The sequence below is a fragment of the Sphingomonas sp. Leaf17 genome (genome assembly GCF_001421505.1).
GTDB lineage: Bacteria > Pseudomonadota > Alphaproteobacteria > Sphingomonadales > Sphingomonadaceae > Sphingomonas.
The window spans coordinates 12,728-36,400 of the sequence record NZ_LMKL01000007.1 but is presented as its reverse complement, the minus strand read 5'-3'; the positions used below and the strand labels follow the sequence as shown (position 1 = coordinate 36,400).

The window sequence follows — 23,673 nt, the reverse complement described above, 5'->3', positions numbered from 1 at the left end:
GCGGCGCAAGATGTCCACCCACGCATCAGAAGTCGCGCGAATATTTCAGGCTGACGTTCGATCCGCCGAACGATCCCGTCGACGACAACACGCTCAACGTGCGTGACAACGCGATCTCCAGCTGCGTGGCGGTGAACCCGCGCGCGTCGGTGATGATCTCGATATAGATGTTGTCAGTCAGGTACTTGCCCGCCGCCAGCGACGTACCCCGGCCGGTCGTGTCATCCCCGCCCAGCACCCGCAGCCGGTCGATGCCGGTCGCCGAGCGCAGCTTGCCCAGCGGATTGAGGCCACCCCCGCCCGACCCGCGCAGCGAGTTGAGCGCGGAGGCCAGTTGGATCGCCTCGGTCGCCGACAGGTTCTCCGGGCTGGTGCCGAACAGCAGACGGCTGAGCACCTCGTCCTGCGGCAGCGTCGGATTGGAGGTGAAGCTCAACTGCGGGTTCTGCCCCGTGCCCGTCACCAGGATGGTCGCGGTGATGCCGTTGGTCGTGGTCGACGCGGCGATGTTGATGTCCGGATCGGTCAATGCCGCCCCGCGGAACCGCACCTGTCCCCGGTCGACGTTGAACCGCTTGCCCGAGAAGCTGTAGGTACCACGGATCAGGTCCAGCCCGCCGGCCACGGTCGGCGCGGCCGACGTGCCGCCGACCCGCAGGTCCATCGACCATTCCGACTCCAGCCCCATGCCCGACACGAACAGCTGGTTCGGCGCACGCACCCGCAGGTCCAGCTTGAACAGGCCGGTCGGCGCCGGTTTCGGCCGATCGGTCGGGCGCGCGACGACCGCGTCCGACTCGCGCCGCACACCGGTCAGTTCGGGCACCTCGGCCTGTCCCTGACGGATGATCTGGTAGCGTGCCTCGGGGATGGTCAGGTCGCCACGGATCAGCCCGCCGTCGGGACCGTTGGTGATCGCCAGCGTCCCGGACGCCGTCGCGCCCAGCGCATCGCTCTTGGCGAGTTGCGCATTGTCCAGCTTGGCCTGGATGTTAATCGGATAGCCGGTATCGGCCGCCAGACCGATCGAGCCTTGCGCCTGCACCGTGCCCTTGCCGGCCCGCGCCTGCAATTGCGTGATCTCCAGCCGGTCGTTGTTGAACCGCCCCGCCAGCCGCATGCTGCTCAGACGGGTGCCATACACCTCATTGTCATAGGTCAGGTTGTCGGCGCGGATCAGCCCGTTGACCCGTGGAGCGTTGACCGTCCCCGAAAAGTCCGCCGCCACCGCGATCGGTCCGGTCAGCTGCTGGTTCGGCAACGCGGCAAAGCTGAACAGCACCGCCGATGGCCCATTGTACCGCAAGCCACCCGACAGCGGTGCCGCCATCAGTCGCGTCGACCATGATCCCGCCCCCGCCGGCACCGGGCGTAGGGCAGCGAGCATCCGCCCGACCACCATCGGCCCCCGCTTGATAAGCGCGCGCATGTCCGCACCCGACGGCGAAACCTTGCCCGCCATCACGATATCGACCGGGCTGGACACGGCGGCAAGACCGGTCCGCTGGAAGTTGGTTACCGTCATCCGCACATCGGCATCCGGGAATGCCGTGCTGCTGCCCTGCGTGAAATCGAGGCTGCCGGTGGCCTGTCCCGCAACCCCCAGATTGGGGATCAGCGCGTTCAGTACCGACACGTCGAGCCGATCGAGCCGTGCCTTGGCGCTCAGCCCCTGACCATAGGTTCCGGCCAGCCGCATCGACCCGCCGGTCGTCCCGCGCCCGAAATCGATCCGGGTCGGGGCCAGCGTGTACACACCGCCCGCCGCCCGGATCCGCGCCGGGGTGCCGGTACGGAAATCAATGCCGTTGGCAGCACCCTTCAGCGCCACCAGATAATCGTTGGGCGACAGCCGCGCATTGACCGCCAGATTGAACGGCACGCCGTTCGATCCGGTCAGCACCGCCTGCGCCGTGCCGCGACCGCCGGTGTAGTTTACCTTGGCCCGACCCGTCGACAGCACGACCGCGCCATAGCGCATGTCGGCGATCTGGACGTCGGCCACCACCTGCGGCGCATTCGGGTACACCACGACATTGGCGTCGATGATCGCGCGACCGATCGTGAAGTCGACCGCTCCCGGAATCCGGGCATTGTTCGCCCGCGCCGAGATGGCAGCGGCCTGATACCCGCCCTGCACGCCCAGCCGCGCGGTGCCGCTCAGCCCCGATCCGGCGAACTGCACCTGTCCGGTGAACGGGCCGGCAGCGGTCTGCACCACCCTCCCGGTGAAGTTCACGCCGGCAAAGGTCACACGACGCAGGTCGACCGCAAGCTGCGTACCCGGCGTCACGATCACATCGGCGGTGAACGGACCATAATCGGTCCCGCCGCTCGCGACGACGGCATAGGATCCGCCGCGCCCGACAATCCGCGCCTGCAAGCCGTTCAGCCCGACACCCAGGCCCGGTCGCGCCAGACGCAGGACGATGACGGGGTTCAGTACCGTCCCCGTCACCCGCGCGGTCACCGGCCCGTATTGCGTCGAATACCCATCCGCCTGGAACAGGATGCCGCCCGCCGGATCATACCGACCCGAGCCGGCCGTGATACGGAATTGCGGCGCGTTCAGCCGCACACGCGAGAAGGTGATGATCCCCTGCGGATCATAGCCCACGTCCGCGCGGACGATCGCGTTGCCGCCAAGAAACGTCTTGGCGCCATCGTTGAAGATCCGCGACGTCTGCGCGACGACCCGGCCGGTGATGCCGAACCCGCCGCCTGGCGCGGTCACCAGCTTCGCGTCGGTTGTCAGGTTGATGATGCCGATGCTGTCGATGCGGTAGTCGTTGATCCGACCTTTCAGCGCACCGGTGTAGCGCCCGGTCGAAAGGTTCGCGACGACGATCGCGGTCGCGTCGATCTTGTCGGACCGGATCCGCAGATTGTCCGACAGGATATTGACGCCCGAAATCGCCAGATCACCCGCGACCGACACGTTGGTCAGCAGGCCACCGGCGGCCGCGTTCAGCCCTGTCACCCTGCGTGCCCGCGCCCGCAGGGGCACGAGGATGCGGTCGGCGTTCACCGTCGCGCGCCCCTCGGCATACAGATCCTGCACGCCCATGTCGCCAAAGCCGACAGCGGCCGCGCGCACCTTGTAGTCGACCGTCGGTGTCGCGAACGCGCCGTCCAGCACGACGCGGCCCGCGACATCGCGCCCGTTCAGGTTCTCGGCGATCGCACCGGGCGTCAGCAGCCGCGCATCGACCGCGAAATTGCCGAACCGGCTCGTGCCGAAATCCAGCGCGCCACTGGCATCGACCGCCAGCGCGGTCGATCGCAGCCTGGCCACGGTATCAGCACGGCGCTGGTTCAGCGTCGTGTCGATCGCGACGTCAAGGCCGCCGGCGGTCAGCCGCTCGACCGGCCCCTCCATGTACAACCCCGGCCGGGTCATCCCACGCACCGCGATCTTCCCCGACCGCGACGTCACGGCGAGATTCGCCAGCTCGCCGCCGCCAAGCGTCGCCAGCGCGCGCCCCTTCCAGTCGGCCCAAGTCCCGCGCCCATCGACGCTGACCGTCAGCGGAGCCTTCAGCCCACCCATAGACGCCACGACGCCGCCGACCGGCGCGGTCAGCTTCACGTTCAGGTCCAGCCGGTTCTTCTCCGGCACCGCATCCAGCACCAGCTTCAGCCGGTCGCCGCCGGCCACGCCCGGCGCGCGCAGTGCGGTCGCGTCAGCCGTCACCTGTGCGCGGCGGTCGGCAATATGCGCCTGCCCCGCGATCTTCAGGACATGCGTCTGCCCCGTGACCGGCTTGCCGATGACGAACCGGTCGATGACCAGCCGGTTGATATCGATGTCCAGGTCGGGCAGCAACGGCGCGTTGGGATCGCTCGGCGTCGCCAGCAATTGCGGTTGCCGCGCCAGCGTCACGAGCGGCGTGGTCAGCGACCGTACGTCGATATGATTGTTGGTATATTCAAACGGCCGCCAGTCGACCGCCATCTTCGGGCTGGTCAGGAATACGCCCTTTGGGTCCGACACGCGCACGTCGCTGAGTGTCATCGCGCCGTACAGCGACCCGTCGATCCGCCCGACCTTGATGTTCAGCCCCGACGCGGTCGTATAGCCGCCCAGCTGATCGGCGACGAACCGCCGCCCCGGATCGGTGTTGATCCCGAACACGATGATCGCCAGCAGCGCGGCGATGGTCAGCAGGACGATGCCGATCCACTTGACCACCCGCTGCCATAACGGGCGCTTTGCCGCTGCGGTGTCCGTCGCTTCGCTGTTCGCGGGCAAGGTGTCTTCGGCCATCAGAATGCCTGCCCGATCGAGATGTAGAGCGCGACCTTGCCGTCGCCCGGTCGCGGGTTCAGCGGCGTCGCGACATCGACGCGCATCGGCCCGAAATTGGTGTAAAAGCGCCCGCCGATGCCAGCGCCATATTGCAGGTCCGACCCCTTGGGCGTGCTGCTGTCATAGGCCTGCCCCGCGTCGATGAACGGCACGATGCCGAAATCGCCAAAGCGATAGCGGGCCTCCAGCGCGAACTCGTTCAGCGACCGTCCGCCGACCGGATTGCCCTGCGGATCGAGCGGCCCGAGCCGCTGATAGCCGTAACCGCGCACCGACCCGCCGCCGCCGCCATAATAGCGCCGCGACGGGGCCAGATCGTCCCGCTCGATCCCGCCGATCATGCCGACGCGCGCACGCCCGGCAATGACCAGGCTCTCGCCGACCGGATAATAGCCCGTCGCCTCGACCATGCCGCGGACATAGGGTCGCACCGCGCCGCGCACCGATGTTTCCGGGCTGAGGTTGATTTTCAGACGATATCCCTTGGTCGGGTTCAGCAGGCTGTCCGACCGGTCGAACATCGCCTGCCCCGGCAGGGCCGCGATGAAGTACGTCCCGCGACGCCGGTCGCCTAAGCCGAAGTCGAACACGCTTTCGTTCGTGCCGACCAGTTCGAACCCATAGGCGTAGGTGAACTTCTTTTGCCAGATCGGCGTCGAATCATAGCTGACCTTGCCCGCGATCGTCGCGGTCAGCGCGTCATAAGCGTCGTAATCCTGCCGCAGCGCCGACGCGATCAGCGACACGGTGCGATCGCGCTTGCCCGCGTTGGACCGGCGGAACGTCGCCGACAGCCCCTGTTGCTGCGTGCCCGCCACCGCGCCTGCGATCAGCGCGCCTTCGGGCGGAAACAGGTTCCGGTGGGTGAAATTGCCCTCAACCGTAAAGCCCTGCCCCGTCGAATAGCCTGCAAGCCCCGACAGCGAGCGATATTTGCCCTTGCTCTGCGTCACCAGCAGGTCGACCTGCTCGGTCCCGTCAGGCCCCGGTCGCCCGGTCCGCTGCGGCACGACCGTCACGGTCGAAAACAGACTAGTGGCGACCAACGCATCACGCAGGTCGTCCGCGCGGCGATTGTCGTACAGCTCGCCTGTCCTGAACCGGGGGAACACGTTCAGATGGTCGAGGTCGAACACCGCGTCACCCGCCGTCGTGATCTGCCCGAATGACGATCGCGGCCCGGTCTCGACCGGCAGCGTATAGGCCCCGGTCGGCGTGACGTCGTCGAGCAGGATGTCGCGCTCGCCGACCTTGCCGAACGGATAGCCCTGCCGCGGCAGCGCCAGCGCGACATTGGCCTCGGCCCCCTGGATCCGTGCGGCGGCGATCGGATCACCCACCTTCAACGGCAGGCTGCTGCGGATCAGGTCGGCCGGCACCGTTGCCGGCGCGTTGATCGTCACCGACGACAGCGAATACAGCCGCCCCGGCGTCGCGCTGACGATCGCGCGCAGCTTGCCCGGCGTCTCCGGGATCTGCTCGATCGTCGAGATCGCCGAGCCGTCATAATAACCGATCGACTTCATCAGCCGCACCGCCAGCGCCTCGTCCTCGCGCGCGCGGGCCGCGACCTGCGTTGCGTTCGCCGCCTCGCCCTTGCCCTCGCGCAGCGCCGAAAGCCCCTTGAACGCATCGGTCAGCTCAAGTTCGTCGAGGCCTTTCACGACCGTCTCGTACTTGATCTCGGGCGCGTCGCGATCCTTGATGTCCGCGGCGGTTTCCAGCGGCGCGGTGTCAAAAGCGGCGATCGGGGCCAGCGGCCGTGCCAGCTCCGGATCCTCGGGCGCGATGGCGGATGCCGACTGGCCGACCTGCAATCCGGCCGCAGGCGACGCTGGCGTGGCTGGCGACGGGGTCGGCGCGGGCGTGGTGGTCGCCGGCTGGAGCGGCGGCAACGGCGCCATCGTTTCCAGCGGCGCATTCAGGTCGCTGCTCAGCGGGGGCAGCGCCGCGTCGAACTCGGCCTCGGGGACAATCGGTGCGTCAGGACCGGTCGCGGGAACCGTTGCCGGATCGGACGGTTTGGACCGGGGCGCATCCGGCCCCTTGGCCGGAGCCGTGCCGGGGCTGGCGATCTGCGCCACGGCGGGCACGGTCGGAGCCACCGCGACCGTCAAGGCTACGGCCAGCCAATACAGCCGTCGATTCGACAATCCCACGCCAGTAACGCCCCTTCTGGATACCCGTACAGGAGCGCCGTACATCTGACTTACCCCTTCAACGCAACCGTTCTGCGGTCAAAAGGTTGCAAACGGGTGATGATTCTTGTCCGCCCCCCGTCGCCGCGTCGCCGTCACACGCAGCCGATCAGGCCCGCGACCGGCACCACGACACCGTCCTTGCCGGGACGGTCGATCCGTAACGTTCCCTCGGGCACCGCCGCGCCGTTCGACAGGCCGGCACGCGGCGCGATCGCCATGTCCAGCGTCGCGGTCACGTCGCCGCCGCGATATTCGGTGACGCCGGCAAACCCGAATCCGCCGCCGCCGCTCTGGGACGTCCGCGCGTAATCGGCAACCGTTCCGTCGATCGCTAGGCGAAGCTGCGCCGGATCGGCGACCGCCATCGCCACCAGCGCATTCTCCGCCCCTGCGCTCCACAGATAGGCGGCACAGCCCCTGGCCGGCAGCGCCTGCTTGCCGATCGCGCCCAGCGGCAGGCCCGTAATGGCCGGGGCGGCGGTCGCCTGAATCAGGAACGGGAGGATGAGTGCTGCGATCATGACGCGACGACTATCATGGCAACCCACGCCGGGTAAGCCGCAACCGCCATCAGCGTCCCCAGCGGCAGGGCGGTATCCGCCGCGACCGCCCGCCCCGTGATCCGCATCGCCAGCACGACGCCCAGCCCGATCAGGCAGGCAAGCAGCAGCACCGCCGGCAGCATCCGCCATCCCAGCCACAGACCGATCGCGCCGAGCAGCTTGGGGTCGCCCCCGCCCATGCCCTCGCGCCCGCGCACCCGGCGATAGGCCAAGGCGATCAGCCACAGCGCGCCGAACCCCGCCACACCACCGATCAGCCGATCGGACAGGTCGGGCGCAAGCCCCGCCACGCCGCCGACCAGTCCGGCCACGGCCAGCATCCCGGTCAACCGGTCGGGCAACCAGAACGTGATGAGGTCCAGTCCGCCCAGCGCCAGCAACAGCCAGCCGAACACCGCACCCGCCACCCCGACGCCGCCCGGCGCGACCCACCCCGCGACCGCACCGATGACCAGCGCCAGCACCTCGACCCGCCAGTGCAGCGGCGCGATTTCCGTCCCGCACCCACGACACCGCCCGCGCAGCGCGATCGCACTGACGATCGGGACCAGATCGAGCGCCGACAACGTCCGCCCGCATGAATCGCAGGCCGACCGACCGCCCATCGTCCGCCCGTCCGGCCACCGCACGAGCAGGGCCGCGATGAAGCTGCCGAAGATCGCGCCAAGCACGCCAATCGCCGTCGCCCAGACCAGTGGCCCGACCAGCGTACTATCCGTCATCAACCGCACCTCCCCGCGCCCGAAACTCCGTTGCGGTGGTCAAGCTGTCCATCGGTCGGCCCTACTCCGCCGCCGGCCCGTTTGTCATCGGCGCGCGGCGGTTCTACAGACGCGCTCAACCAGAAAAACTACCGGAGAGACCCATGGCCGCCGACCCGATCGTCATCCTGTCCTATGCCCGCACGCCGATGGGATCGTTTCAGGGAAGCCTGTCCGGCGTGACCGCGACGGCGCTTGGGGCCGCCGCCGTGCGCGGCGCGGTCGACCGCGCCGGCGTCGATCCGGCGCTGGTCGAACGGATCTACATGGGCTGCGTGCTGCCCGCCGGGCTGGGTCAGGCGCCCGCGCGCCAGGCGGCGATCAATGCCGGGCTTGGCGATCACGTCTCCGCCACCACCGTCAACAAGATGTGCGGATCGGGAATGCAGGCGGTCATCATGGCGGCCGAGACGCTCGGGAGCGGGTCGGCCGACCTGATGGTGGCGGGCGGCATGGAGAGCATGACCAACGCGCCCTATCTCTCCAAACGCCACCGCGCCGGCGCGCGGATCGGTCACGACACGCTGCACGACCACATGTTCCTCGACGGGCTGGAGGATGCGTATCAGCCCGGCAAGCTGATGGGCAATTTCGCCGAGGACACCGCCGCCGATTATCAGTTCACGCGTGGCCAGATGGACGATTTCGCGATCCGCTCACTCCAGCGGGCGCAGGCCGCGCAAGGCTCAGGCGCGTTCGACCGGGAGATCGTCGCGGTCGACGTGACCTCGCGCAAGGGCACCGAATCGATCACGCTGGACGAACAGCCGGCCAGGGGCGACGTCGCCAAGATCCCGACGCTGAAGCCCGCCTTCTCGAAGGACGGCACGATCACCGCCGCCAACGCCTCGTCGATCTCGGACGGTGCCGCCGCGCTGATCCTGACCCGCGCCAGCGTCGCCGACCGACTTGGCCTGACGCCTGTCGCCCGCATCGTCGCGCACGCCGCCCACGCCCACGCCCCGGCGCTGTTCACCACCGCGCCCGTCTTCGCGATGCGCAAGGCGATGGAGCGCGCGGGTTGGGCTGCAAGCGACATCGACCTGTTCGAGGTGAATGAGGCCTTTGCCGCCGTCGCCATGATCGCGATCCGCGACCTTGGCCTGTCCGACGACACCGTCAACATCCATGGCGGTGCCTGCGCGCTGGGCCACCCGATCGGCGCATCCGGTGCGCGCATCCTGGCGACCCTGCTGTCCGCACTGGCAACCACCGGCCAGCGCCGCGGCCTCGCCTCGCTGTGCATCGGTGGCGGCGAAGCCACGGCGGTCGCGGTCGAACTGATGCACTAAGCGACCTCGTCACCCACGATCGTAGCGAAGCGATCCAGTACGTAGCGGGCTACCCTAGATTGCCTTGCTACGCTCGTGGGTGAAGGAACGGCCCCCTTACGGCAGCGCCTCGCCCGCCTCGACACCCCACAGCCGGTCGATCCGCACGAACCCCGCCTGCCCCTTCACGTCGAACCGGCACCAGCCGCCGCCACACTGCGACAGCCGGCCGACGACACCGGGTGCGGCCCGCCACAACAGGGTGGAACCGTCCGACGCGGCCTGATGCATTTCGGCCGGCGCGCCGTCCGTCACCATCGCGGTCCGCGTGCCCGACAGCAGGTTGGCGAGCATCCAGCCCTCCTCCCCCGCCGGGTCGCGCACACGCCGCCAGTCCTTGAACACCGCCACCACCTTCACCGGCAGGTCGGCGCGCTGGTACAGCCAGCTGGCCGGATAGGTGCGCGCCGGCCCGGTCCGCATCCGCGCCCGCCCGGCCGCGATCGACGCATAATAGGGCGGCTTCTTCGCCGGGTCGGCCGCCACGCCCGGATCCACCACCAGCGTGAGCGCGGCCAGCCCCGCCAGCGCCATTGCAACGATACGCATGTTACTCAATTCCCTGTTGCCCGCCCCGCTTCTATCGACCCGGGGCTTCTACCAACAGCGACGGCGGTGCTTCAACCACCGTTGACGCAAACCCCGCCCCGCGCCAAGCCTGTCGTCATGCCAGATCCGCGCCGCACCGCGAACCCCACGGTTCCCAACCCCGTCGTCGTCGTCACGCGCGAGCTGGCCGATCCGATCATGGACCGGATGGAGGCGCTGTTCGCCACCACCAACAATCGCGGCGACGTGGCCATGACCCGCGATCAGCTGACCGCCGCGATGCAGGATTGCGACGTGCTGGTCCCGACCGTCACCGACGATATCGACGCCGCGCTGATCGCCAGCGCCGGCCCGCGCCTGAAACTGATCGCCAATTACGGCGCGGGCGTGAACCACATCGACCTGAAGGCGGCGCGCGCACGCGGGATCATCGTCACCAACACGCCGGGCGTCCTGACCGAGGATACCGCCGACATGACGATGGCGCTGATCCTGTCGGTGCCGCGCCGGCTGGCCGAGGGCGAAAAGCTTGTCCGCTCGGGCCAGTGGAGCGGCTGGAGCCCGGGCGGGATGCTGGGCCACCGCATCGGCGGCAAGGCGCTGGGCATCGTCGGCATGGGCCGCATCGGTCAGGCCGTGGCGTTGCGCGCCCGCGCCTTCGGCCTGTCGATCCATTACCACAACCGCCATCGCCTGCCCGCCGTGCCGGAGGCGCAGCTGGCTGCGACCTGGCACGCCGATCTCGATTCGATGCTGGGCGCAATCGACATCCTGACCATCCACACGCCGCGCAATGCCGATAGCGAGAATATGATCGATGCGCGCCGGATCGGCCTGATGCGGCCCCATGTCTATCTCATCAATGCCGCGCGCGGCGGCATCGTCGACGAGGACGCGATGATCGACGCGCTGGAGGGCGGATGCCTCGCCGGTGCCGGGCTGGACGTCTGGAAACACGAACCGACGATCGACCCGCGCCTGCTCGCGCTGCCCAATGTGGTCATGACCCCGCACATGGGATCCGCCACCGTCGAGGGGCGGATGGCGACCGGTGAAAAGGTCATCGCCAACATCCGCATGTGGGCCGACGGCCACCGCCCGCCCGATCAGGTACTGGACGGATGGGCCTGATTGCCACCGGCAACGGAACCTGCGCGCGCGTTCTGCATTTCCCCGATGACTATCAACGACATCGGGAGTGTCACGCCATGAAGAAGATCGCAGTCTCCGCCCTTATCCTGGCCTCGGCCGTGTCGCTGTCGGCCTGCTCGACCCTGCGCGGCGCGGCGATCGGTGGCGCGGGCGGTGCCGGTGTCGCGGCCGCAACGGGCGGCAGCATCGAAAAAGGCGCAGCGGTCGGCGGCACGGCCGGCGCGGTCGTGGGCACCGTCGCCGACTGATCCAACCCGCTCTTTCGGGCAAGGAAAAACCCCGGGGCATCCAACGATGCCCCGGGGTTTTTCCCATGACGACGGCCGCGAGGCCTTCACGCCCCCCGCGCCGGATCAATCCCCGGTCAGGATCCGGTCGACCAGTTGCTTCACATTTGGCACGAACCCGTTGGAATAGAACGGATCGCGCTTGAAGTTATACGCCGAATGGCCGGCGAACATCAGGTTGCGGTCGGTGTCGCCACCATGCGCGATATCCTGCAACGTCTTCTGGATGCAGAAGCTGCGCGGATCGGCCAGCCGCCCGGTCGAGTTCGTTTCGCTGTCCGCCCAGCTCGAAAACGAACATTGGCTCAGGCAACCCATGCAGTCGCTCTGGTCCTTGCGGATCTCGCCCTTCTCGCCCGGCGTCACGAACACCAGCGTATTGTCAGGCGTCTTCAGCGCGTCGGTGAAGCCCTCGCCGAACCACTGCCGCGCGCGCAGCAGATCGCCCCGCGTGACCCAGAAGTTCTTGCCCTTCACGCCGACGTCCAGCTGGAACACATGGTCGCCGGCTTCTTGCGTCGAAAACGCGATCTGCCGCTCCGATCGTGCCTCCAGCATCCGCAGGAACGGGTTGCGTACCGCGCTGGAATAGAAACCGGTGGGCGAGAACCGGTGCAGCAGCACATCGCCCTCCTCAATCTCCATCAGTTTCGATTTCCACCCCTGCGGAATCGGACTTTCCTGCGTCAGCAGCGGGCGGGTGCCGAACTGGAACATGATCGCGCCAAGCTCGGGATTGTCGATCCAGTCGTTCCAGTCGCGCAGGTACCAGACGCCGCCGGCCATCACGATCGGCACGGTGTCGGCGATCCCGCCCTCGCGCATCGCCTCGCGCAGCGCCTTCACGCGGGGATAGGGATCCTGCGGCGCCAGCGGATCCTCGGCGTTGGACAGGCCGTTATGCCCGCCGGCCAGCCACGGATCCTCATATACCACCGCCGCCAGCCACTGCGCCGCCTTGGAATAGGCGCGCTTCCACAATGCCCGGAACGCCCGCCCCGAACTCACGATCGGCAGGTAGTTCACGTCATAGGACGCCGCGATTTCCGACAGCTTGTACGGCATCCCCGCGCCACAGGTGACACCGGCGACCTTGCCGCGCGTGCGCTCCAGCACGCCGTGCAGGATACGCTGCGCGCCACCCATTTCCCACAGCACGTTGATGTTGATCGCGCCCTTGCCGTCGGCAATTTCATAGGCGCGCTCGACCTGCTGGACCGCACCCTCGATCGCGTAATCGATCAGTTCCTCGTGCCGCTCGCGCCGGGTCAGCGCCGAATAGACCTGCGGGATGATCTTGCCGTCGGGATCATAGCTGTCGGCGTTCACCGCCGACACCGTGCCGATACCCCCGGCCGCGGCCCAGGCCCCCGCCGACTGGTGGTTGGTCGCCGCGACTCCCTTGCCGCCCTCGACGATCGGCCAGACTTCGCGACCGTTATACACGATAGGATTCAGGCCCTTGAACACCGCTGCGAACACCTTTCAGACAAGATCGTCGGTTAAAGAACGGCCCATATAGCCATTGGACGCAATCACGCGAGCGTTTTGACCAATCACCCCAGTACGCCGGGCCGCCGCATGGCGCACTCGTACAGCGCCTTGTAGCGTGCGATCATCACCCCTTCGTCGTAATACGCCACCGCCTTCGCCCGGTTGGCGGCCCCGACCTGAGCACGCAGGTCGGCATCCAGTACCAGCGGCTGCATCGCGTCGCGCAACCGCACCTCCCCATGATAGGGCGCGATGAACGGTGCATTCTCCGGCGCGACCATCACGCCGATATCGCCGACCGGGGGGGCCACGATCGGCAGGCCGGCGGCCATGCCCTCGACCACGCTGATCGGAAACTGCTCGCTGCGCGACGACAGCGCCAGAATGTCAAACAGCCCGACATAGCGATACGGCCGGTCGAGAAAGCCGGGCAGCACGACCCGGTCTGCAATCCCCATCGCCGCCGCCGTCTGGCGGATCGCGTCGCGGTCCGGCCCCTCGCCGACGATCACCAGCCGGAACCTGCCCGACAGACCACCGCACGCGCGCACCAGCGCCGTCAGATCCTTGACCGGGCGCAGCCCCGCGAGCGCACCGATCACTACCTCCCGGGCATTCGGCACGAAGCCCGGAATAGCCTTCGGATCGGGCTTCTTCGCGTACAGCGCGGTGGCGATGCCGTTTTCGATCCGGTGAACCCGCTCGCGCGGTTGCTTCCACGTCTCCAGCGCGATTCGTTCCAGCACCTGCGAGGGCACCACCAGCGCCTTAGCCGCGCCCAGCGCCATCCGCCGGTACAGGTTGCGTTCGCGCTTCAGCCCGCCGGCCTCGTCCTCGTTGAACCCGTCTTCATGATGGATGACGGGCGGCATCCCCTTGCCGAACACCCGCGCCGCCATCACGCCGTCGATCGCGCCCCAGTTATAGGTCAGCACCAGATCGAACCGGCGCATGTAGCGCGCCAGCGCCTCGTAGCGCGCTACCCCCGGCCGGCCGGTCAGCGACGGCGCGTCCTGCGCGATCTCGTACGCCACCCCCCTGGCGATCGAATCGCGCGCACCCAGCGCGTCGGGAATGCCCGACACAATCGTGTGCCGCGCGGCGCCGCCGAACGCGTTCATCAGCCGGACCGCGCGCGCCTCCTTGCCGCCCAGCGAAAAGGACGAATGCAGATGCAGGATGTGGACGGGTGCAGCCATGCCACCGGGCCTAGCCGCATGGTCCCCTGCCGATCAAGCCGTGACGCGTCCCGTCCGCTGCAACTTGCCCCACCCGACCATCGGCCCGCGCAGCGCCTGGGCGATCGCCTTGAGCACGACATAGTACATCACCTGGCGATAGCCGATCCGCTGCGGCACCAGCAGCCACAACAACCGCCACCGCTCGCGCCGCTCCAGCGCGAACGCGACCGTCGCCGCCAGCAGGTCGATCGCGGTGAACACCAGCCAGTAGACGAGCATCGTCTCGACATCGTGGCTCGTCTGCGCCCAGCCATGCGCCTGCACCGCGACATACGTCCCGACGAAACTGACCAGCAGCGCCAGGTCGATGATCGGCGATATGGCGGCGAACAGGATCTGAAACAGGATCGCCTGCGGCAACCCGACGATGGCCAGCCCGCGCGGTTTGCCCCGGCCGATCAACGCCCGGTGCTTCCACAGGCATTGCAGCGTGCCGAACGCCCAGCGGAACCGCTGCTTGGCCAGCGCGCGCATCGTCTCCGGCGCCTCGGTCCACGCCACCGCATACTGGTCGTACGTCACGCGCCAGCCCGCGCGCTGGATCGCGATCGTAAGATCCTGATCCTCGGCGAGCGTGTCGTGCGGATAGCCGCCGACTTCGGCGATCGCGGACCGCCGCCACGCGCCGACCGCGCCCGGCACCACCGTCATCGCGTTCAGACGGGCGAGTGCGCGGCGTTCCAGATTCTGCGCGGTGATATATTCCAGCGCCTGCCACCGGGTAACCAGATTCACCCGGTTGCCGACCTTCGCATTGCCCGCCACCGCCCCCAGTGCGGGATCGTCGAACCAGCGCGCCAGCCGCGCGATCGTCGTCGGCTCGAACTGCGTATCGGCGTCCAGCGCGATGACGATCTCGCCGGTCGCCATCTCCAGCCCACGGTTCAGCGCCCGCGCCTTGCCGCCATTCTCCAGCGTCAGCAGGCGAACACGCGGGTCGTCGGCGAACGCCTTGGCGACGACCGCGCTGGTCGCATCCTTCGACCCGTCGTCGATCACCAGCACCTCGATCCGCACCTGCGTCGAGGCCAGTACGCCGCGCACGGCGCGCTCGATCACCCGTTCCTCGTTATAGGCGGGGATCATCACGGTCACGAACCGGTCGGGGTCGATCGCGGGAAATACCTGCCGCGCCTCGCGCCGCGCCTGGACCAGCGCCAGCGCCGACAGCGTCAGCGCGCGCAGGATGCCGATGGTGATCGCGATCCCGAACAGCCAGCGCAAGGCAATGACGATCCCGCCCATCACGCTGAACAGCGTCAGGTCGGCCATCGCCGCCAGCCGGTCCCCGGCAGAAATCGGCGGCATCGCCGTGTCGCGCGACAGGCCCGCCAGCGTCGACACCGGCACGAAACTGTACCCACGCGCCCGCAACCGCGCGATGATGACCGGCAGGGCCGCGACCGTCTGCGCGCGGTTGCCGCCCGCGTCGTGCAGCAAAATGATGTTCTGACTATCGGCAGGCGTGCCAGATTCGACCGCAGCGATCGTGCGGTCGATGATCGACTGCACCCCCGGCCGCTTCCAGTCACCCGGATCGACATGCAGCCCGACCGAGATGTAGCCGCGCTGCTGCGCCTCCAGCGCGGGCACGATTTCATCCGCCGTCGTCGGCTCGGCATCGCCGAAATAGGGCGCGCGGAACAGCCGCAGCGATCGCCCGGTAAATGCCTGGAACAGCCGTTGCGTCGTGTTCAGCTCCAGCTTGACCTGACGCTGCGAGACATTGGCCAGATTGGGGTGGGTGTAGGTGTGACTGCCGACCTCGTCCCCCTCGGCGACCATCCGCTCCAGCAACGGCCGCTGCGTCAGCGCATTCTCGCCGACGATGAAGAACGTCGCCGGCACATGCTCGCGCCTCAGGATGTCCAGTACCTGCGGCGTCCAGGTCGGGTCCGGCCCATCGTCGAACGTCAGCGCCAGTTGTTTCGGACGATAACCGGTGCGCGCCACGACATAGGGCGACGGCAACCGGTCGAACGTCACCGATGCCAGCATCCCGTCCGGCCCGACGGTCGCGGTGCGATGCCCCGCCACCGGTTCGGCGGCAATCTTCAGGATCTCGCCCGATCCCTCGATATCGACATTCGTACCCGCTGGAATCGCGTCGATGACGGATGGCGCGGGCAAGGCCCGATGGTCGCGCCCGAACAGCGACCAGAAGCCCGGATCCTCCGACCCCAGCCGCCACAACGCGACCTGGGCCAGCCCCGCCCGCTTCAGGAACGCCAGTTCGTCATGGGCCGATGCCGCGTCCAGCATCCACACCGTATGCCGCGTTGCCCCGTCCTGATAGGCAAAGCCGGTATTACCGCTGACGGCGTCGAACACCGGCGTCGTCCGCGAATCGCGCGCGGCCTGCCACGCCTCCTCGACGTCCAATGAATCCCCGCCCCGATCGTGCCAGTCATAGGCATAGGATCCGATCGCCACGACGATCTTTGCCGCCGGAATCCCGCGCACCGCATCCGCGACGCTGCGCGCGAACCACCGCTTCGACGCGATCGGTCCGGCCGCGCCACTCGTCTCGTGCTCGTCATACGCCATCAGGAAGATCTTGTCGGTCACCGCCCCATAGGCGCGCAGGTTCCAGTCCGGGTTCGCCACCGGCGCGGCGATCGCCACCACCCAGCCACGCGAGGCAAAGCGCGCCTTGGCCTCGGCCAGGAATCGCCGGTAATTTCCTTGCGCGCTCGCCGGCAGGTTCTCGAAATCAAAGAACGCGCCGCCCGCGTGGTTCGCCGCGAGGAACGGCGTCAGCCGGTCGAGAAACGCGGCCCGCGCATTGCGATCGGCCAGCAGCGCCGCCGTGCCCGGCCCGTCCCAGTCGCCATCCAGCACGTTCTGCACCATCGGCACGATCAGCGGCCGATGCACCGCCCGGTTCAGGATCGCGCGCCCGGCCGTGTCACGGAACGTCGTGATCCGGTGGTCCGGCCCCGTCACCGAGATCCAGCCCGGAATCACCCAGTCGAGCTGCTCGACATGCCGCGCCAGCGACGCCGCGCTCGACGGATCCCACGGCACATGAAAGCCTATCGCCAGCGGCGCAGTGCCGCCCTGCATGGTCTTCGGCGCGCCAAACACGCGGCGCGCGTAATAATCAAGGCTGCGCCGGGTCCGGTGGATCAGCCCGCCATGCGGCGCCGGCAACGGTTTCAGCGCGGCACGCTCGGCGACGACAGGCAACAGCGGGGCGGCCGGCACCGCGCCGACCGACACCGCCAGGATCGCTACCGCGATGACCAGCAGCGCGATGAACGCGGCGACCGCGGCGGCGAACCGGCGGCGACGGCGGCCACTCGCATCGTAGAAAACGGCATTGCTCGGCATGACAGCGACACTCCCGCGCCGCTCATGCCGCATGGCAAATGGCCGGGACCGCTCAACGCGATGACAAATGCGTCATCGGTCGTCCCGGGCGTCAGGCGTCAGGCGTCAGGCGGTGATGCCATAACGCGCGTAAACCCGGTCGACCTGCGGGTTGATGATCCGCGCCGCCATCAGGTCGGCCGCCGATCCGGCCGCATCGCCCGTCCGCTTGCGCACGACACCGCGCAGGAACAGGCTGGCGGCGGTATTCGGATCATTCTCCAGCACCGCGTCCAGATCGCTCAACGCATCCGCCATCCGGTTCATCCGGAAATACACCATCGCCCGGCTGTCGAGCGCAGCCGTGGTCGAATCGCTCAGTTCGATTGCCTTCGTGCAATCCTTCAGCGCGGTGTCGAGCGCGACGTTGCGCGTCCCCTTGATCCAGCAGCGTCCGTTCAGCAGGCCGGGCATGCCGGGCCGCTCGGCGATGGCGGCGTCGATCGTCGCAAGCGCGCCCGGCACATCCCCGGCCGCCGCCTGCACATCGGCCTTCAGTTGCAGGTAATCGGCCTTCGTCTTGCCGCCCGCGTCGATCCGTTCCTGCGCCAGCGCCAGCGCACCGGCGGCATCGCCCCGGTCGGATTTCAGATTGGCCAGCACGGCGACGGCCCATTGCGACGACGGATCAAGCGCCACCGCCGCCTGTGCATCCGCCAGCGCCCCGGCGCCGTTGCCAAGCATGTCCCGGTAACGTGCCCGGTTCATATACGCCGTGATGTCGGGCTGGATCGCGATGACCTGATCCATGTCCGCCGCCGCGCCGCGATAGTCGTAGATCCCCGCATGGAAGCTGGCGCGCGACGCATAGCCTGTCACCTCCTTGGGATCGTCGGCGATCGCCCTGGCAAACATCGCGTCGATCGCCTTGACGCCGCCGCTCGTCTGCGCGGCCTGCGCCACCCGCCAGCGCGGCGGATAGGTCACGGGGGCCACCACGCGCAGGATCCGCGCCTGCGCCTGCGCAAACGCCGCGCGCGCCGCCGCCACGTCGGCGGGCCTGATCTCCGCGCCCACCGAGTCGATCCGGTCCTCCGCCGTCGCCACCGCCCCGGTCAGGTCGGCCTTGCGGGTCAGCAGCGCACCCGCCAGCGTCGGCGGCAGCGTCCGGTCCCCCTCCAGCACGAAGCCCTTGCCGCCATCGGGCAGGGTCAGGCGCGTCGCATACACGATTGACCCCGGCCCTTCGGTCGCGACCGGAATATCCGCCCAGGCGGGCCGCGCCCGGTCCGGCGCGAACGTCGTCTTGGACACCGCCATGTCGATCGTCTGGCGATACCGCTTGTCCTCGCGCTCCCACCGCGTCGTCATGATCCCCGCCACGGTAACGGTGGCAATGCCGGTCACGGGGTCATAGGCGAACCCGGTATCGCCGATCTGCCCCTCGCCGATCATCTGGGTCGCCATCGCACTGGCCATCTCGCGCCGGGTCTTGGCGTCGGCCTGCGCTACGCCGGCATTGACCTGATCGGCCCAGGCCCCGCGCATCGCGAACCGCGCCTTGTACAGCGTCGGCAGGCCGATCCCGGCGCTGTCGTCATACTCGACCGCCACCGTCATCATCGGCCGCGCGTCCGCATGGATCGGCAACGGCATCAGATCCGCGCCCGCCACCCGCAGCGGCAGGACATGGCGAAAGCCCGGCGTGTCACCGATATCGGCTGCCCGCGCGCCCGTTCCCGTCCCGTCCAGCCACAGGGTCCGCCCGGCAACCGTCGCGCGCACGATGACATGGTCGAACACGCCGGGTGCCGGCAGGCGCTTGGGCAGGCTGTCGCCACCCTGCGCGCTGACCAGCACCGCCTCACCCTCGATCCCCAGCCGGTCGAGGATCGCCAGCAGCAGCAGCGTCTTGGCCTTGCAGTCGCCGTAGCGCAGCGTCCAGGTGCTGGCCGGCGTCTGGGGCACGTAATTGCCACCGTTCATGCCCAGCGCCAGATAGCGGATCTTCGACTGCACCAGTTGCAGCGCGCCTTGCGTCCGCATCAGCGGATCGGCGCTCGCCTTCGCGATAGCCGCCACCTCCGCCGCCAGCGGACTGCCATCGGCGATCAGGCCCTTCGCCGCGAACAGCGGAGCCATGGTCCGCGATACGTCGGCCCAGTCGGCAAAGGTCGACGCCTCCAGCATCGGGAACTGCCGGTACCGAAGCGGCGCGTCGCCCGGCAGATCCTTCGCCTTCTCCAGCGGCAGGGTCAGCGTGACCTCGCGCTCCGCCTCCCTGGCGACGGGGGCCGGCTTCGTCCCGTCCATCAGGTTCTGCACATGCACCGGTGTCGCCGCCGGCCACAGGATCCGCGACCGGCCGAACCCGACGGCCAGCGGCTGCGTCATCAGCGGCACATAGCTCTGCGCCCGCCCCTTCAGCGCCGCATCCGCCTGATTGGTCGAGAACGACAGCCGCAGCACGTCGCCGACGCGCAAGCCCTCGACCGCCATCGTCGCGGTCAGCACGCCGTCCAGGCTGCGCTGCTCCAGCCCCTGCTCGCGCCGCAGCACGGTGAACCGCCCGCCGGTCTTCAACAGGTCGATACGCTCCGCCCCGCGCACGATCTCCGCGCGGTGAATCATCAGGTCGCCCTTGTCGGGCTGCCACGGCAGGGCCAGCGTGCCCATCTGCTCCAGCATCTGCTGCGTGCTCACGCGCCGGGCGCTGTCGACATATTGCCAGACGTGATCGCCCTCGATCCGCTGCTGGCTGTCGAAGATCAGGAACGGCGGCGCATCGGGTGCCTCCGCCTTCGCCGGGTCGATCGCCGGTGCCGGTTTCACCCAAGCCGGCACCGCCTGATACAGCGGCATGTCACCGGCATTGGCGGCACCCGCGATTGCCACCATGGCCACGCCAAGCGCCAGACGATACGACTTCATGAACGACCCCCGTTATGCCCCGGGGACAGGTCATGGCCGGGATCGCAATCCGGTGCAATGGATCTGCCGATGATCGCCGGAAATCGGAAAAGTCCTACCCGGACAATGCGTTCCGGCACCCTCGACAACGGCTGGCTGGCTGGCTGGGGCGGCAGGGTTCGAACCTGCGAATGGCGGCATCAAAAGCCGCTGCCTTACCACTTGGCGACGCCCCACCGTGGCAGAGCCGGCCTTATAACGGCGAGAACGCCGCTGGGAAGCCCCTACCGACCCGTCTGGTCCGCTCAGTCGAGCCGCTTCACCCAGCCATGCGGATCCGGCGCCTGCCCGCGCTGGATCGCCACCAGTTGCGTGCGGATCGCCTGCGTCCGCGCGCCCGGTCCGCCATCGCCGATCGTGAAGCGCCCCTCGGGCGACACCACCTGGCCGATCGGCGTCACCACCGCCGCCGTGCCGCAGGCGAACGCCTCGACCAGCCGCCCGCTCTGTGCATCGCTGCGCCACTGGTCGATCGCATACGGCTCCTCTCGCACCATCAGTCCTTCCGCGCGCGCCAGCGTCAGGATCGAATCGCGCGTGATGCCGGGCAGGATCGTACCGTTCAGCGGCGGCGTCGCCATGCTGCCGTCGTCGAACACGAAGAACACGTTCATGCCGCCCAGTTCCTCGACCCAGCGCCGCTCGGCCGCATCCAGGAACACGACCTGATCGCAGCCCTGACGGATCGCCTCCGACTGCGCGAGCAGGCTGGCGGCATAATTGCCGCCGCACTTGGCCTCACCCGTGCCGCCGGGGGCTGCGCGCGTGAAATGCTGGCTGACCCAGATCGAGACTGCCGGCGACCCGCCCTTGAAATAGGCTCCGACCGACGACGCGATGACCATGAACAGATATTCGGACGACGGCTTCACGCCCAGGAACACCTCGGACGCGAACATGAACGGGCGCAGGTACAGTGCGCCGCCATCGCTCTCGGGGATCCAGTCGCGATCGGTCGCCACCAGCCGCTCGACCGATTCCAGGAACAGCGCTTCCGGCAGGTCCGGCATCGCCATTCGCTGCGCCGACCGGTTGAACCGCCGCGCATTCGCCTCCGGCCGGAACAGCGCGGTGCCGCCATCGGCCAGCCGATACGCCTTCATGCCCTCGAAGATTTCCTGCGCGTAATGCAGCACGGACGACGCAGGGTCGAGCGTCAGCGGCGCCCGCGCGGTAATCCGCGCGTTATGCCAGCCCTCGGCGTCGCTGTAGCGGATCATCGCCATATGGTCGGTGAACACGCGGCCAAAGCCCGGATCGACCAGACGCTGCGCCCGCTCGTTCGCGGCGACCGGCGCTGCATGCGGTTCGAAACGGAAAGTGGCTGGCGTCTGCTGAGGGTCGGAAGACATTGTACTCTCTCACGCGTTTGGGGTTGCCGTGGCGTAGGACCGATGGCTAAACCGGTCAACATGGCTGCCGCTTCCCCGACCGCGTCGAACGCCGCGTCCCCGCTGTTCCTGCGCGAACCGGAACTGCGTCGCGGCCTCGAACTGCTGTACTTCGGCAACAGCCACATCACCCGCTCGATCGACAAGGGGCTGGCCGAACAGGGCCTTGGCCGCGCGCACCACCGCGCGCTGTATTTCATCGCCCGCCGCCCCGACATGACGGTCAGCGAACTCCTGTCGCTGCTGGCCATCACCAAGCAATCGCTTGGCCGCGTCCTCAACGAACTGGCGGAACGCAATCTCGTCGAAACCCGCCCCGGCGACCGCGACCGCCGCCAGCGCCTCCTGCGCCTGACGCCGGCCGGCACCGCGCTGGAAAACGAACTGTTCAACGCCCTACGCGAAAAACTCTCCGCCGCCTACGCGCGGGCGGGGCAAGCGGCGGTGGGTGGCTTCTGGGCCGTGCTGGAGGGGCTGATCCCGGAGGATGAACGCGCGCGGCTGCGAGGGTTGCAGGATAATGATTGAGGGCGGCGTGGAAAGGTCCGAGTTCGGTGGGAAGCGGACCTAGGCTGTGCCCCGAATCAAGATTGTCGAGAGCTGTTGAAGCCCAGAGGGTGCATAGTCCCAGAACGATGACAATTCCCTTGGATAGCGCCTTTGCATGTCGGCTAGCACCGGCGCTGCGGCTGGTGCAGACAACCGTATCAGCCAATGGTCCAACGCCATTCCTGCTCGCGCGGCACCGCACAGCACGCTTTCCGCTTTTTCGCCCACCCAACCCTCATCTGCGTCAGCCAAATCACTTGCGAGTGCTTGCTCGAACCAGGCATCAACAAACTGTTCGATGACCCGCTGCTCTTGTGGCAACCACGATCGCCAGCCTGCGAGAGAGAGCTTGCCTAAAGCGATTTCGGGATTGTTGGCATTCTCGGGATCAAATGCCGACACCTCAAGAATTCTTGGAAGCAGGTATCGAAAGTCTTTTTCGTCACCAATTGTGAGGAAAACGCCGGAAACATAACGCCAGAGAGCTTGGCCGGTAATTTCACGCAACGGGGTGGTCAGCAGGACATCCGTGTTGCGTGTCGAGATGCAACACGGGCATCCTTCTATGATCGAGGGAGCCGGAACATTGAAGGTGTGGTAAACAGTCGTGAGCGCCTCGCGAACCCTCCTACTCACCTGACTTGATGCAGCGTCGGTCATCTTCGATAGAAACTCGGTTAGTAAGGGTGGCTGCACCGCTGTAGAAACAAAATGTCCCAAAATGGCCTGAACCGCTAATCATTCACACAGCCCCCCCCTACCGCGCCGCCGCCGCCATCTCCGCATTCCGCCGCGCCGCCGCCGCCAGCGTCTCCGTCAGCAACGCCACCAGCGCCCCGTCGGCGTCCAGCACATTCAGCCCCTGCCGCGTCGATCCGCCGGGACTGGCCACCCGGTCGGCCAGCACCGCCGGGCTTTCGGGTGAGGCGGCGGCCATGATCCCCGCCCCCTCCAGCGTCGCGACCGCCAGCCGCGCCGCCTGATCCGCCGGCAACCCCAAAGCCGCCCCCGCCGCCGCCAGCGCATCGGCAAAGCGGAACACGAAGCCCGGCCCGCATCCGGCCAGCGCGGTCACCGCGTCGAACGCCGTTTCCTCGACCCATTCGACCAGCCCCAGCGGCGTCGCCAGCGCCTCGGCCAGCGCGCGCGCCGCCGGACCGGCACTCGCGCTCGACAACGCGGTCACGCCGCGCCCGATCGCGACCGGCAGGTTCGGCATCGCCCGCACCACCGCATCCGCCGGGATCCGCGCCGCCAGCGTCGCCTCCTCCACCCCGGCCAGAATCGACAGCAGCACGCCCGGCCGCACGTCCGCGAGCAGCGGCGCGATATCGCCCAGTTGCTGCGGCTTCACCCCCAGCACCAGCACCGCCGGCCGCGACGCTTGCGGCACCGAATGAACCAGCCGCACGCCATCCGGCATCGGCCGCGCGCTGCGGTTGATGACGGTCACGCTCGCCGGATCAAGCCCGGCGGCGATCCACCGCCCGAGCATCGCCCCTGCCATCGTCCCGCATCCGATGATCCACAGCGGCCCGCCGATATCCAGACGGCCGCTCACGA

Annotated in this window: 16 protein-coding genes and 1 tRNA gene; 4 read left to right on the top strand and 13 right to left on the bottom strand. The window is 68.2% G+C overall.

Annotated elements, in window-relative coordinates; all coding sequences use genetic code 11:
- Positions 1-25 precede the first annotated feature (25 nt).
- The 4 genes from ASE75_RS11100 to ASE75_RS11085 form a co-directional block, all read right to left on the bottom strand.
- Entirely contained in the window at positions 26-4,267 is a 4,242-nt protein-coding gene (locus ASE75_RS11100; RefSeq protein ID WP_055933468.1) for a translocation/assembly module TamB domain-containing protein, read from the bottom strand.
- Entirely contained in the window at positions 4,267-6,426 is a 2,160-nt protein-coding gene (locus ASE75_RS11095) for a BamA/TamA family outer membrane protein (protein WP_443025337.1), read from the bottom strand. Before ASE75_RS11095 ends, ASE75_RS11100 begins: the two co-directional genes overlap by 1 nt.
- 176 nt (positions 6,427-6,602) lie before the next feature.
- Positions 6,603-7,031: a hypothetical protein gene (locus tag ASE75_RS11090; protein ID WP_055933462.1), complete on the bottom strand. Its 429-nt coding sequence runs from the start codon at positions 7,029-7,031 to the stop codon at positions 6,603-6,605.
- Complete coding sequence (locus tag ASE75_RS11085; protein WP_055933459.1) at positions 7,028-7,795, bottom strand: prepilin peptidase; 768 nt, start codon at positions 7,793-7,795, stop codon at positions 7,028-7,030. Before ASE75_RS11085 ends, ASE75_RS11090 begins: the two co-directional genes overlap by 4 nt.
- A 143-nt stretch (positions 7,796-7,938) precedes the next feature.
- On the opposite strand from ASE75_RS11085, the gene ASE75_RS11080 reads away from it, so the two are divergent.
- Complete coding sequence (locus tag ASE75_RS11080) at positions 7,939-9,126, top strand: thiolase family protein (protein ID WP_055933456.1); 1,188 nt, start codon at positions 7,939-7,941, stop codon at positions 9,124-9,126.
- Positions 9,127-9,222: 96 nt separating this feature from the next.
- On the opposite strand, the gene ASE75_RS11075 is transcribed toward ASE75_RS11080, so the two are convergent.
- Entirely contained in the window at positions 9,223-9,714 is a 492-nt protein-coding gene (locus tag ASE75_RS11075; protein ID WP_055933453.1) for an SH3 domain-containing protein, read from the bottom strand.
- Positions 9,715-9,831: 117 nt separating this feature from the next.
- Between ASE75_RS11075 and ASE75_RS11070 the strand changes: the two genes are divergently transcribed.
- Positions 9,832-10,845: a 2-hydroxyacid dehydrogenase gene (locus ASE75_RS11070; RefSeq protein WP_055933451.1), complete on the top strand. Its 1,014-nt coding sequence runs from the start codon at positions 9,832-9,834 to the stop codon at positions 10,843-10,845.
- On the top strand, positions 10,836-11,114 hold the full coding sequence (locus ASE75_RS11065) for a hypothetical protein (RefSeq protein ID WP_235512672.1): 279 nt from the start codon (positions 10,836-10,838) through the stop codon (positions 11,112-11,114). Before ASE75_RS11070 ends, ASE75_RS11065 begins: the two co-directional genes overlap by 10 nt.
- A 105-nt stretch (positions 11,115-11,219) precedes the next feature.
- On the opposite strand, the gene ASE75_RS11060 is transcribed toward ASE75_RS11065, so the two are convergent.
- The 6 genes from ASE75_RS11060 to ASE75_RS11035 form a co-directional block, all read right to left on the bottom strand.
- Entirely contained in the window at positions 11,220-12,623 is a 1,404-nt protein-coding gene (locus ASE75_RS11060) for an NAD(P)H-dependent flavin oxidoreductase (RefSeq protein WP_055933866.1), read from the bottom strand.
- 86 nt (positions 12,624-12,709) lie between these two features.
- Positions 12,710-13,846: a glycosyltransferase gene (locus ASE75_RS11055; protein WP_055933449.1), complete on the bottom strand. Its 1,137-nt coding sequence runs from the start codon at positions 13,844-13,846 to the stop codon at positions 12,710-12,712.
- Between the two features lie 33 nt (positions 13,847-13,879).
- Positions 13,880-17,221 carry a glycosyltransferase gene (locus ASE75_RS11050; RefSeq protein WP_055933445.1) on the bottom strand — a complete coding sequence of 1,114 codons (3,342 nt, stop codon included), beginning with the start codon at positions 17,219-17,221 and terminating at the stop codon, positions 13,880-13,882.
- 105 nt (positions 17,222-17,326) lie between these two features.
- Positions 17,327-20,131, bottom strand: coding sequence for a DUF3857 domain-containing protein (locus ASE75_RS11045; RefSeq protein WP_055933443.1), 2,805 nt, complete (start codon positions 20,129-20,131; stop codon positions 17,327-17,329).
- Between the two features lie 140 nt (positions 20,132-20,271).
- Positions 20,272-20,346: transfer RNA gene (locus ASE75_RS11040), tRNA-Gln, on the bottom strand.
- A 69-nt stretch (positions 20,347-20,415) separates the two neighbouring features.
- Positions 20,416-21,522, bottom strand: a complete 1,107-nt coding sequence (locus ASE75_RS11035; protein ID WP_055933440.1) for a branched-chain amino acid aminotransferase — start codon at positions 21,520-21,522, stop codon at positions 20,416-20,418.
- Between the two features lie 60 nt (positions 21,523-21,582).
- Here ASE75_RS11035 and ASE75_RS11030 point away from each other — a divergent pair, with 60 nt between their 5' ends.
- Positions 21,583-22,089: a MarR family transcriptional regulator gene (locus ASE75_RS11030; RefSeq protein ID WP_162233727.1), complete on the top strand. Its 507-nt coding sequence runs from the start codon at positions 21,583-21,585 to the stop codon at positions 22,087-22,089.
- Positions 22,090-22,128: 39 nt separating this feature from the next.
- Here the strand turns inward: ASE75_RS11030 and ASE75_RS15505 are convergent, their stop codons facing one another.
- Both ASE75_RS15505 and proC read right to left on the bottom strand, forming a co-directional pair.
- Complete coding sequence (locus tag ASE75_RS15505; RefSeq protein WP_156340407.1) at positions 22,129-22,770, bottom strand: hypothetical protein; 642 nt, start codon at positions 22,768-22,770, stop codon at positions 22,129-22,131.
- Positions 22,771-22,867: 97 nt separating this feature from the next.
- Positions 22,868-23,671 (bottom strand): pyrroline-5-carboxylate reductase, encoded by an 804-nt coding sequence (gene proC / locus ASE75_RS11025; protein WP_082463932.1) that lies wholly within the window; start codon positions 23,669-23,671, stop codon positions 22,868-22,870.
- Between the last annotated feature and the right edge of the window lie 2 nt (positions 23,672-23,673).

What these genes read in the sequence shown, in the direction of transcription:
- ASE75_RS11100 (WP_055933468.1), bottom strand. Translation starts at nt 4,267, where the DNA reads ATGGCCGAAGACACCTTGCCCGCGAACAGCGAAGCGACGGACACCGCA.
- ASE75_RS11090 (WP_055933462.1), bottom strand. Translation starts at nt 7,031, where the DNA reads ATGATCGCAGCACTCATCCTCCCGTTCCTGATTCAGGCGACCGCCGCC.
- ASE75_RS11085 (WP_055933459.1), bottom strand. Translation starts at nt 7,795, where the DNA reads ATGACGGATAGTACGCTGGTCGGGCCACTGGTCTGGGCGACGGCGATT.
- ASE75_RS11080 (WP_055933456.1), top strand. Translation starts at nt 7,939, where the DNA reads ATGGCCGCCGACCCGATCGTCATCCTGTCCTATGCCCGCACGCCGATG.
- ASE75_RS11075 (WP_055933453.1), bottom strand. Translation starts at nt 9,714, where the DNA reads ATGCGTATCGTTGCAATGGCGCTGGCGGGGCTGGCCGCGCTCACGCTG.
- ASE75_RS11070 (WP_055933451.1), top strand. Translation starts at nt 9,832, where the DNA reads ATGCCAGATCCGCGCCGCACCGCGAACCCCACGGTTCCCAACCCCGTC.
- ASE75_RS11065 (WP_235512672.1), top strand. Translation starts at nt 10,836, where the DNA reads ATGGGCCTGATTGCCACCGGCAACGGAACCTGCGCGCGCGTTCTGCAT.
- ASE75_RS11055 (WP_055933449.1), bottom strand. Translation starts at nt 13,846, where the DNA reads ATGGCTGCACCCGTCCACATCCTGCATCTGCATTCGTCCTTTTCGCTG.
- ASE75_RS11050 (WP_055933445.1), bottom strand. Translation starts at nt 17,221, where the DNA reads ATGCCGAGCAATGCCGTTTTCTACGATGCGAGTGGCCGCCGTCGCCGC.
- ASE75_RS11045 (WP_055933443.1), bottom strand. Translation starts at nt 20,131, where the DNA reads ATGAAGTCGTATCGTCTGGCGCTTGGCGTGGCCATGGTGGCAATCGCG.
- ASE75_RS11035 (WP_055933440.1), bottom strand. Translation starts at nt 21,522, where the DNA reads ATGTCTTCCGACCCTCAGCAGACGCCAGCCACTTTCCGTTTCGAACCG.
- ASE75_RS11030 (WP_162233727.1), top strand. Translation starts at nt 21,583, where the DNA reads ATGGCTGCCGCTTCCCCGACCGCGTCGAACGCCGCGTCCCCGCTGTTC.
- ASE75_RS15505 (WP_156340407.1), bottom strand. Translation starts at nt 22,770, where the DNA reads ATGACCGACGCTGCATCAAGTCAGGTGAGTAGGAGGGTTCGCGAGGCG.